The following is an 11,000-nucleotide window of genomic DNA, read 5'->3' on the forward strand; positions in this document are numbered from 1 at the left end:
TGCTTGTTTTGCAACGTAATCCGCTTTGCGGTTAATTGAAATGGAAAAAGTATGAAGAACTGGAAAACGCTGCTGCTCGGTGTCGCTATGGTTGCGAATACCAGCTTCGCGGCCCCCCAGGTTGTTGATAAGGTCGCCGCTGTGGTTAACAACGGTGTCGTGCTCGAAAGTGACGTTGACGGTTTGATGAAATCTGTGAAGCTCAATTCGGGCCAGGCGGGTCAGCAACTTCCGGATGACGCAACGCTGCGCCATCAGATCCTGGAACGTCTGATCATGGATCAGATTGTCCTGCAAATGGGTCAGAAAATGGGCGTGAAGATCACTGACGAGCAGCTCGATCAGGCGATCGCTAACATCGCTAAGCAGAACAATATGACCCTGGATCAGATGCGTAGTCGTCTGGCCTATGATGGCATCAGCTATTCAACCTACCGTAATCAGATCCGTAAAGAGATGCTGATCTCAGAAGTGCGTAACAATGAAGTTCGTCGCCGCGTCACCATCCTGCCGCAGGAAGTCGACGCGCTGGCAAAACAGGTGGGCAACCAGAACGATGCCAGCACCGAGCTGAACCTGAGCCACATTCTGATCCCGCTGCCTGAGAACCCAACGTCTGACCAGGCCGCAGAAGCGGAAAGCCAGGCGCGCGCTATCGTTGAGCAGGCACGTAACGGCAGTGACTTTGGCAAGCTGGCCATTACCTACTCTGCAGACCAACAGGCGCTGAAAGGCGGCCAGATGGGCTGGGGACGTATTCAGGAACTGCCATCCATCTTTGCCCAGGCGCTGAGCACGGCGAAGAAAGGCGACATCGTGGGTCCAATCCGTTCAGGTGTTGGCTTCCACATCCTGAAAGTCAACGACCTGCGTGGTCAGAGCCAGAACATTTCCGTCACCGAAGTTCATGCTCGCCACATTCTGCTGAAACCGTCACCGATCATGACGGACGATCAGGCGCGTGCGAAGCTGCAACAGATTGCTGCAGACATTAAGAGCGGAAAAACGTCGTTTGCGAATGCCGCAAAAGAGTTCTCTCAGGATCCTGGCTCTGCTAACCAGGGCGGCGACCTGGGCTGGGCGGCTGCGGATATCTACGATCCGGCATTCCGCGATGCGCTGATGAAGCTGAACAAAGGCCAGATGAGTGCGCCGGTACACTCCTCCTTTGGCTGGCATCTGATCGAACTGCTGGATACCCGCAACGTTGATAAAACCGACGCAGCGCAGAAAGACAGAGCCTATCGTATGCTGTTCAACCGTAAGTTCTCTGAAGAAGCGGCAACCTGGATGCAGGAACAACGCGCCAGCGCTTACGTGAAAGTTCTGAGCAACTAATGAAACAGCATCGTGTTGTGATCACCCCCGGCGAACCCGCCGGGATTGGGCCTGACCTCGTGGTCCAGCTTGCCCAACGTAGCTGGCCGGTGGAACTGGTCGTCTGTGCTGATGCAACACTGTTACAAGACCGGGCTTCACTGCTCGGTCTGCCTTTAACGCTTATCCCCTACGTTGAAGGCCAGCAGCCTGCACCGCAGCAAGCCGGAACGCTCACGCTTCTTCCCGTCCCTCTTCGTACTCCTGTTATTCCGGGTCAGCTCAGCACTGAAAACGGCCACTATGTTGTCGAAACCCTGGCGCGCGCCTGCGATGGTTGCATAAAGGGTGAATTTGCTGCCCTGATTACAGGCCCCGTGCACAAAGGGGTGATTAACGAAGCCGGTATTCCGTTCACCGGACATACCGAGTTTTTTGAAGAGCGATCGCACAGCCCGAAAGTGGTGATGATGCTGGCGACGGAAGCGATGCGGGTGGCTCTGGTAACAACCCATCTGCCGATTAAGGCCATTCCTGACGCCATCACCCCTGAACTGCTGCGGGAGATCATCGGGATACTGCATCACGATCTGCAGACCAAATTCGGCATTAAACAGCCGCACGTTCTGGTCTGTGGCCTGAACCCACACGCCGGGGAAGGCGGGCATATGGGGACTGAAGAGATCGACACCATCATTCCGGTGCTGAATGAAATGCGGGCGAAAGGGATGAACCTGAGCGGGCCATTGCCTGCCGATACCCTTTTCCAGCCCAAATACCTGGATAATGCCGATGCCGTGCTCGCGATGTACCACGATCAGGGCCTGCCCGTGCTAAAATACCAGGGCTTTGGCCGCGGTGTGAATATCACCCTCGGTTTACCTTTTATTCGAACGTCCGTTGACCACGGTACTGCGCTGGATCTGGCAGGCCAGGGAAAAGCGGATGTCGGCAGTTTTATTACGGCGCTTAATCTCGCCATCAAAATGATTGTTAATACTCAATGACTAATCGAGTCCATCAGGGCCACTTAGCCCGTAAACGCTTCGGGCAAAACTTCCTCAACGATCAGTTCGTGATCGACAGTATTGTTTCGGCCATTAATCCGCAAAAAGGCCAGGCGATGGTTGAAATCGGCCCCGGTCTGGCAGCACTGACTGAACCCGTCGGCGAACGTCTGGACGAACTGACCGTTATCGAACTCGACCGCGATCTCGCTGCTCGTCTGCAAACGCACCCGTTCCTTGGGCCGAAGCTGACGATTTATCAGCAAGATGCCATGACCATGAATTTTGGCGAGCTGTCGGAAAAAATGGGTCAGCCGCTGCGCGTATTCGGTAACCTGCCCTATAACATCTCCACGCCGCTGATGTTCCATCTCTTTAGCTATACTGATGCCATTGCTGACATGCACTTCATGTTGCAAAAAGAGGTGGTAAACCGTCTGGTTGCAGGGCCGAACAGTAAAGCGTATGGTCGTTTAAGCGTGATGGCACAATATTTCTGCAATGTGATCCCGGTACTCGAAGTGCCGCCGTCTGCCTTCACGCCGCCGCCAAAAGTCGACTCTGCGGTTGTGCGCCTTGTGCCGCATAAAACGATGCCATACCCGGTCAAAGACCTGCGCGTACTGAGCCGCATCACCACAGAAGCCTTTAACCAGCGCCGTAAAACGATCCGTAATAGCCTCGGCAATCTGTTCACCGTTGACGTGCTGGCCGAGCTAGGCATTGACCCGGCAATGCGAGCAGAAAACATCTCTGTTGAGCAGTACTGTAAACTGGCTAATTACATTAGCGAAAATGCGCCGCCGAAGGAGAGTTAAGCCATGATTGATTCGCCCCGCGTCTGTGTCCAGGTACAAAGCGTTTACGTTGAGTCGCAGTCCTCACCCGATGAAGAACGTTTTGTTTTCGCCTACACCGTGACCATTCGCAACCTGGGGCGGATGCCTGTGCAACTGCTCGGGCGTTACTGGCTTATCACTAACGGCAATGGCCGTGAAATCGAAGTTCAGGGTGAAGGTGTGGTTGGTGAACAGCCCCACATCGCCCCTGGCGAAGAGTATCAGTACACCAGCGGTGCAGTAATTGAAACACCGCTGGGTACCATGCAAGGCCATTATGAAATGGTCGACGTCGATGGCAATGTGTTCCGCGTTGCTATTCCTGTGTTCCGTCTCGCCGTTACAACACTCATTCATTAATCTAATGTCTACATATCTGATTGGCGACGTTCACGGTTGCTACGATGAACTGATCGCATTATTAAAACAGGTCGACTTTACGCCAGGACGGGATATTCTCTGGCTGACGGGCGATTTAGTGGCGCGTGGGCCAGGCTCCCTGGAGGTTTTACGCTTCGTAAAATCGCTGGGCGACAGCGTTCGCATGGTGCTGGGCAACCATGATTTGCATCTGCTCGCCGTCTTTGCCGGCATCAGCCGCAATAAGCCGAAAGATCGCCTCACCCCGCTGCTGGAGGCGCCAGACGCCGACGAACTGATCAACTGGCTGCGTCGTCAGCCCCTGTTGCAGATCGATGAAGAGAAAAAACTGGTCATGGCACACGCCGGGATCACCCCACAGTGGGATCTTGAGACGGCCAAAACCTGCGCGCGTGACGTAGAAGCCGTGCTGGCGAGCGATTCCTATCCCTTCTTCCTTGATGCCATGTACGGCGACATGCCAAATCACTGGAGTGAAGATCTGAGCGGTCTGGCGCGTCTGCGTTTTATCACGAACGCGTTCACACGGATGCGTTTCTGCTTCCCGAACGGGCAACTGGATATGTACTCAAAAGAGACGCCGGAAAGCGCACCTGCACCACTTAAACCGTGGTTTGCGATTCCCGGACCGGTCACCAGTGAGTACAGCGTGGTGTTTGGCCACTGGGCCGCGCTAGAAGGGAAAGGCACGCCAGACGGGATCTACGGTCTTGATACCGGTTGTTGCTGGGGCGGGGATTTAACCTGCTTACGCTGGGAAGATAAAACATACTTCGTGCAGCCGTCCAACCGACAGCTGGACCTGGGGGAAGGCGAGGCAGTCGCCTCCTGAGAGTGAATTCCCTCTCCCGGCCGGGAGAGGGTCTATCAACTAGCGACGTTCCAGAATCTCGAAGCAGTAGCTGTGTGAGTTCTGCGCATCCGCGTCGTGAAATTCGCTGAATACCGATTCCCACTCGTCCGGATCGTAGTCCGGGAAATGGGTATCGCCTTCCACTTCCGCATCAATATGCGTCAGATAGAGCTTTTGCGCTTTTGGCAGGAACTGCTCATATACACGCCCACCACCAATCACCATGATCTCTTCGGCGTTACCGCACGCGGCAATCGCCTCGTCCACGGATTTCACCCATTCGACGCGATCGTCAGTGCCTGGCTGGCTACTGATCACGATATTCTTACGGCCCGGCAATGGGCGACCAATCGACTCCCAGGTCAGGCGGCCCATCACTACCGGCTTGTTTAACGTCGTACGTTTAAACCATGCGAGATCGGCAGGCAGGTTCCACGGCATGGCATTTTCCATACCGATAACACGGTCCACCGCCAGCGCTGCAATCAGACTGATCATTGAAAATTTCCCGGATGCAAAAAATTGCCGCCACTATACGGAAAGCTTAATCTTTCGTCGACTGGCGGCATGGTAAAGAGCGAGAAATTTTTTAATATTGCTGGCAACTCCACTTCACGGGGAAGGTTTACTCTCCGGTTCGTCCGCCGGATCGCCGGTATGCTTGCCCTCCTCCGTTCCCTGCCAGCCATGACGCTGCACCAGCGACAGATGATTACGATCCTCGTTAATGATCTCTGTCAGCATCGCACTGGTGCGTTTAAACACCGCCGCACGCTCTGTGGCCGTACTGCCCGCCATCGCCACCATCTCTTCCACCATATCGGTATTGAAGCGACGGAACAGATCCGCACGCTCGCGCGCTTCATACGCGCCCAGGCCCAGACTTTCCAGCGCCATGCGGCCAGACTTAAGCGCCCCTTCGAAGGTTTCACGCTCGGGTGCGTCCACCCCCGCCTGTCGCAGCTGGATATAATGATCCACATCGCGCGCGCGGGAGATAATGGTCAGGTTCGGGAAATGCTCCTTCACCAGCTCAACCAGCTGCATACTGGTCTGGGGATCGTCAATCGCGTTGATGAGGACTTCCGCTTTCGCTGCCCCGGCTGATTCCAGCAGATCGACACGCGTTGCATCGCCGTAAAAGACTTTCATATCGAACTTACGCAGGGTATCCACATGGTCCGGATCGTGATCGAGGATGACCATTTTTACCCCGCTTGAGAGCAGTAAACGACCGGTGATCTGCCCAAAGCGACCGAATCCGGCGATGATGACCCGCGGCTGTTCCTCGTCGATCTCATCGGCTTCGCGTTCCTGTTCGCTGCCGGTTTTTTCCAGACGCGTCAGCAGCACCAGCAGGATCGGCGTTGCCGCCATCGACAGCGCGACCGCCAGCGTCAGCGCTTTCGCCCACTCGGGATCGAGCACATTGGCCATTTGCGCCGCGCCGAAGACCACAAACGCGAATTCGCTTCCTTGTCCGAGCAGCACGGCGAACCAGCGACGCTGTCTACCAGGCACGTTCAGCGGACGGGCGATCAGCCACAGCATCACCATTTTGATGACCAGGAAACCGACCAGCAGGATGAGGATCCGCAGTGGATGCGTGACCAGCGTGCCAAAGTCGATAGACATCCCGACCCCGATGAAAAACAGCCCCAGCAGCAGTCCTTTAAATGGCTCGATATCACTTTCAAGCGCGTGTCGGTACTCTGAGCTGGCCAGCAGAACGCCCGCGAGGAAGGCTCCCATCGCCATCGACAGCCCGGCTTCCTCCAGCAGCAGACCAAAACCAAACACCAGGAACAGCGCCACGGCACTGAACACTTCCCGCAACCCCGAGCGGGCGACAAATCGAAGCAGCGGACGTGTTACATACCGGCCAAGCAGGACAACCAGTGCCAGCGCACCGACCACCTTTAATGCAGAGAGGGCAAAAGCGCCGAGCGTGGTGGAGGCCCCACTTGCGGCCAGCAGCGGGATCATCGCCACCAGCGGAATCGCCGCGATATCCTGAAACAGCAGAACCGAAAACGCACTGCGTCCCATCTGTGAAACGGTCAGGTTTCGCTCGTTCATTGCCTGCATGGCAATCGCCGTCGAAGAGAGTGCCAGCGTCATGCCAATAAGCTCTGCCACTTTCCAGTCCATTCCCAGCAGAATACAGAAGCCGCCCAACAGCAGACCACAGGCTGCCATTTGTAGCGCCCCGCCGCCAAATACTGAAACGCGCAGCTTCCACAACCGCTGCGGGTCAAGTTCCAGACCAATGACAAACAGCATCAGCACGACACCAATTTCGGCGAAATGCAGGATCGCCTCCGCGTCGGTGACCAGGCGGAATCCCCAGGGTCCGATAACACACCCGGCGATCAGGTAGCCCAGCACAGAGCCCAACCCCAGGCGAACCGCCACGGGCACAATCAGCGCCGCCGCGCCAAGGTAAATCAGCGCCTGTATCAGCGTATGGCTATCCATTGTGCGTCTCCTGCCACTCAAGTAAGCGTTGTTTATAATGACGAGCCTGCGCCTGCAACGTCTCATCGTCACAAACAAATGTGCAGTGCATAGCAAAAGGAGGAAGCCAGGTAAGACCACAGTAGAGTGCTGTCGCCTGAAGCGGTTGTGCCAGCACCTCAAAACCCGGGAAAGAGCCAATATCGAAGTGGCTTTCTCCTCCACCGGTGGTCACAGCCCACATCAGGCTTTTTCCCTTCAGCGCATGCCCGTTGTGACCATACGCCCAGCCGTGGGAAAAGACTTTGTCGATCCACAATTTGAGGAGCGGAGGTGTGCTGTACCACTGCATCGGGTGTTGCCAGATAATCAGATCGGCGCGAGTGAGCGCCTCCTGTTCGGCGGCGATGTCGATGTTAAAATCAGGATAAAGTTGATAGAGGGAACGTATCTCTACGTTGTCAAGTGTCCTTACCTGTTCAAGCATGCGCTTATTCGCATGGGAGTGATGCGGATAGGGATGCGCATAAATTATCAGAATCATCAGTTAGCCTGTCTTTACGGTTCCGTTCTCTCTGGTAGCAGTGAGTGTAGACATTTAACTCGCTCACTGAAAGTCTCCCATTGCCTGGTGTCGGCAAATCGCAAGTAGCGTAACTGCTTCTTTAACCATCAATGTTGTTCATATATGTGCGTCTTTGAACAAACAGGAATCCATAGTCGCCAGAAATATCTAACCAATTTTACATTTACCACACTGAAATATTAAGCATTCTTAAAACGACTTTTTAATAAAACAAAGTATACATAACCTATTGAAAAAATAATAATTTTAGATGGTTTTGCGATAACCGCTCTTCAGAAATGTATACGCAATTATTAACCTGAATATTTCACGAACTTTTCATTCAAATGGATGTGTGCATGAGTAATATACGCATTGAACTTAACAGAACAACCAGAATGCTCGGAAGACTGTTCCCCGCCATATTGGCATTCACACCAGCAATAACCTCAGCAGGAATTATTGAACAGTCTACTTCCGTCCCACAAGATTTTTCCGCTGATACCGAATATGTTATCAATAAAGATGTAACGATTTCTTCCTCAAGCAATAAAGCAGCCGTATCCGTATCAGGTATTGATGTCACATCAGTAACAAATAAAGGTAATATATCTGGAGCGGCCAACGGTCTTGATATTAACACCGGCGCCCAGCGTGTTGTTGTTGAAAATGAAGTCGGTGCAACAATTTCTTCTACCAGCGCAAACGCAGTAAATGTGGAGTCTTTACTGGGTGACTTCAATAATAGTGGAAATATAACGGGTGCTGAAAAAGGTATTTTCATTAGTGAGTCATCATCTGCTATCAATATCACTAATACCGAATCAGGATTGATTAAAGGCAAAACGGGTTTGAGCGCCGAGACAGGGTTAGGCATCAACAATGATGGCAAAATCACGGGTATTGACGGTGATGGTATTGCTTTAAGTAGTGGCAATACAAAAGTCTTAAATAGTGGTGTTATTGAAGGCACGCAGAACGGTATTTATGTCTCAGGTAACGCTAAAGTTGATATTACGAATAGCGGTTCGCTCGGGGGTGGAAATGCGGCAGTATTTTTTGCCAGCGATAAAAATAACACCCTGGTGCTTAATACTGGCTCATCATTATCAGGTGACGTTATTTCGACAGTCTCGAAAGGTAACACCCTGACCCTGGTAGGCACCGGTACAGAAGACAGCAATTTTATCGGACTGAACGAAGGCGATGGTTTCGCCTCTGTCAAAATGAACGGTGAAGACTGGACGCTGACGGGTAACGTCGACATCATTGGCGCCGGTGATTCACTGCAGGTGAATAGCGGCAACCTGACCCTGGCGGGTACCGTTTCCAATGCTGGCAATACGCTGGTGGCGAATGAAGCTACGCTCCAGCTGGGCAATGGCGAAGGTATGGCAAGTCTCAGCGGTGGCCTAACCAACAATGGTACGGTTATTTTTAACCAGGGAGGCAATTTCACGTTTTCTACCGACATGACCGGCAGCGGAAACGTAGAGAAAGTTGATGCGAATACGCTGACGCTGACCGGCAACAACAGCTATACCGGCGATACGACCCTGCGAAACGGCACAACGCTGGTAGCGGCAGGCGCAACGTTAGGTGTTGAAAACAGCAATGCCACTCTCACCGTGCAGAACGGGGCAAAGTTTGCCACCGCAGGAACCGTCTACAACAACATCACTATTCTCAGCGGCGGTACGCTGGCAGCGTGGAATGCAATTGAGGGTAATGCAACCCTCAGAGACGCCGGCATTGATACCATTAACGGCAACGTGACCAATAGCGGCACGCTTTTGCTCAGTGCAGCCGACCACGGCGTGGGTAATGACTTTACCATTAATGGTGACTATACCGGCGCAGAAGGTAGCCAGATTGTGTTAAACAGCGAGCTGGGTACTGACACGGCGCCTACCGATCATCTCACAATAGCCGGCAGCAGTTTCGGCCAGTCCGGCGTGACCGTCAGCAACATGGGTGGTCTTGGCGCACAGACTGTGAACGGCATGGAGATTGTCAGCGTCGCCGGCAGCTCTGAAGCACAGCTGACGCTGGCCAAGCCGGTTGTGGCAGGCGCATACGAATACTCTCTTTACCAGCATAGTGACGGGAACTGGTACCTGGAATCGAAGGCCACACCACCTGTCGATCCAACAGATGATACCGATGACGGTGATAATACCGACAACGGTGGCAATACCGACGATGGCGGTAACAGTGACAATGGCAGCAATACCGACGATGGCGGCAACAGCGGCGGCAATGATAACGGCGACGGTGGTGATAATAGCGATAACGGCGGCGGCAATACCCCAGCACCAGAAGTGATGGCACCTGAAGTGGGCGCGTATTTAGGTAACTATCTGGCTGCTCAGAGTATGTTCCTGCACAAACGTGACGATCGCGATCAGCTCACTTTCCGTAACGAAGACGATCTGAATACCTGGATGTATGTAAAAGGTCGTTACCATGAAAATGATGCAGGCGGCGATAAAGTCAGCTACGACACCACGACCACCGTTCTGCAAGTCGGCAGCGATTTCCTCAGCAAGCCAATGGACAGCGGTATCCTGCGTGCCGGTGGCATGTTCGGTGCAGGCCAGGCGAAGACCCACTCAGATGCGAAACACAACGTGCGTGACGCACAGGGTAAAGTCGATGGCTTCAACGTTGGGCTCTACGCCACCTGGCAGGAAGATCAGAAATTACGCCTGGGAAGCTATATTGATACCTGGGCCGCCTACAGCTGGTACAACAACAAAGTGACCAGCAACCGCAACGATGAGGATTACAACAGCGAAGGTTTTGCCGCATCTGTTGAAGTCGGCCATGCGTGGGTTATCCCATCTGAAAACGAACGTACCTGGAAGATCGAGCCTCAGGCGCAGGTGATCTACAGCTATCTTGATCAGGAAAATCATACGGACCGCGATGGCGTCCGGGTGACGACTCTGGATAACGACAGCGTCTTCGGTCGTCTGGGTGTGAAATCCAGCTATTTCCAGCAAAAGGACGTCACGGCCTGGCAGCCATACGTTGCGGTGAACTGGCTGAAGGGTGCAGGTCAAAACGATCTGGCCTTCAACGACGAAACCGTAAGTAATGATACGCCGGAGGATCGTGGTCAGGTAGAGCTGGGTATTACCGGCAATCTTAACGAGACCACGACAATTTCACTTCGCGCCAGCGGCGAATGGGGTGAAAACAACTATGCCGCTTACGGCGGTCATATTTTGTTAAACCACCGCTGGTAATCCATCCGCATCAAGCAAAAAAAGCAGTGGCGGATGCCACTGCTTTTTTTAATTATCCAGTTCACCCATGGATTTAACCTGGTCACGGTTAATCTGCTCGGTTTGACCCGTTTCCGCGTTTTTATACGACACCAGACCGGTATCGTCATCCACCTGCGGTTTGCCGTCCGTAATGATGGTGCGGCCATCGGTGGTTTTTACCGCCTGATTAGACGAACACCCCGCTACGGTGAACATTGCAGTGGCAGCCAGAACGGAAGCGATCAGTAGTTTATTTTGCATGGTGTTTTCCCCTGCTCTCAGTTGAATTTCATTATCGACCTAACCATT

11 protein-coding genes are annotated in these 11,000 nt (G+C 53.4%); 6 read left to right on the forward strand and 5 right to left on the reverse strand.

Annotated elements, in window-relative coordinates; all coding sequences use genetic code 11:
* Positions 1-51 precede the first annotated feature (51 nt).
* The 5 genes from surA to apaH are packed head-to-tail and all read left to right on the forward strand — an operon-like array spanning position 52 to position 4,376.
* Positions 52-1,338 (forward strand): peptidylprolyl isomerase SurA, encoded by a 1,287-nt coding sequence (gene surA / locus APU11_RS06695; protein ID WP_013095542.1) that lies wholly within the window; start codon positions 52-54, stop codon positions 1,336-1,338.
* The gene (pdxA, locus tag APU11_RS06700) at positions 1,338-2,324 is read left to right on the forward strand and encodes a 4-hydroxythreonine-4-phosphate dehydrogenase PdxA (RefSeq protein WP_013095541.1); all 987 of its coding nucleotides are present in this window, start codon (positions 1,338-1,340) and stop codon (positions 2,322-2,324) included. The genes surA and pdxA overlap by 1 nt, the downstream gene beginning before the upstream one ends.
* Positions 2,321-3,142 (forward strand): 16S rRNA (adenine(1518)-N(6)/adenine(1519)-N(6))-dimethyltransferase RsmA, encoded by an 822-nt coding sequence (gene rsmA / locus APU11_RS06705; protein WP_013095540.1) that lies wholly within the window; start codon positions 2,321-2,323, stop codon positions 3,140-3,142. The genes pdxA and rsmA overlap by 4 nt, the downstream gene beginning before the upstream one ends.
* A 3-nt stretch (positions 3,143-3,145) precedes the next feature.
* Positions 3,146-3,523, forward strand: a complete 378-nt coding sequence (apaG, locus tag APU11_RS06710; RefSeq protein WP_013095539.1) for a Co2+/Mg2+ efflux protein ApaG — start codon at positions 3,146-3,148, stop codon at positions 3,521-3,523.
* A gap of 4 nt (positions 3,524-3,527) precedes the next feature.
* Positions 3,528-4,376, forward strand: coding sequence for a bis(5'-nucleosyl)-tetraphosphatase (symmetrical) ApaH (gene apaH, locus APU11_RS06715; protein ID WP_020688477.1), 849 nt, complete (start codon positions 3,528-3,530; stop codon positions 4,374-4,376).
* 39 nt (positions 4,377-4,415) lie between these two features.
* Here apaH and folA read toward each other — a convergent pair whose 3' ends face one another.
* From folA to APU11_RS28775, 4 genes are all read right to left on the reverse strand, one after another.
* Entirely contained in the window at positions 4,416-4,895 is a 480-nt protein-coding gene (folA, locus tag APU11_RS06720; RefSeq protein WP_008502023.1) for a type 3 dihydrofolate reductase, read from the reverse strand.
* A gap of 114 nt (positions 4,896-5,009) precedes the next feature.
* On the reverse strand, positions 5,010-6,875 hold the full coding sequence (kefC, locus tag APU11_RS06725) for a glutathione-regulated potassium-efflux system protein KefC (protein WP_060578371.1): 1,866 nt from the start codon (positions 6,873-6,875) through the stop codon (positions 5,010-5,012).
* Complete coding sequence (gene kefF, locus APU11_RS06730) at positions 6,868-7,398, reverse strand: glutathione-regulated potassium-efflux system oxidoreductase KefF (RefSeq protein ID WP_023620041.1); 531 nt, start codon at positions 7,396-7,398, stop codon at positions 6,868-6,870. Before kefF ends, kefC begins: the two co-directional genes overlap by 8 nt.
* Before the next feature lie 364 nt (positions 7,399-7,762).
* Entirely contained in the window at positions 7,763-8,203 is a 441-nt protein-coding gene (locus tag APU11_RS28775; protein ID WP_162185059.1) for a hypothetical protein, read from the reverse strand.
* 67 nt (positions 8,204-8,270) lie between these two features.
* Between APU11_RS28775 and APU11_RS06735 the strand changes: the two genes are divergently transcribed.
* On the forward strand, positions 8,271-10,670 hold the full coding sequence (locus APU11_RS06735; RefSeq protein WP_230963144.1) for an autotransporter outer membrane beta-barrel domain-containing protein: 2,400 nt from the start codon (positions 8,271-8,273) through the stop codon (positions 10,668-10,670).
* 48 nt (positions 10,671-10,718) lie between these two features.
* Here APU11_RS06735 and APU11_RS06740 read toward each other — a convergent pair whose 3' ends face one another.
* The gene (locus tag APU11_RS06740; RefSeq protein WP_013095533.1) at positions 10,719-10,952 is read right to left on the reverse strand and encodes a YgdI/YgdR family lipoprotein; all 234 of its coding nucleotides are present in this window, start codon (positions 10,950-10,952) and stop codon (positions 10,719-10,721) included.
* Positions 10,953-11,000: the final 48 nt, after the last annotated feature.

The organism is Enterobacter sp. 50793107 (genome assembly GCF_001463365.1).
In the GTDB taxonomy this organism is placed as follows: Bacteria; Pseudomonadota; Gammaproteobacteria; order Enterobacterales; family Enterobacteriaceae; genus Enterobacter; species Enterobacter cloacae.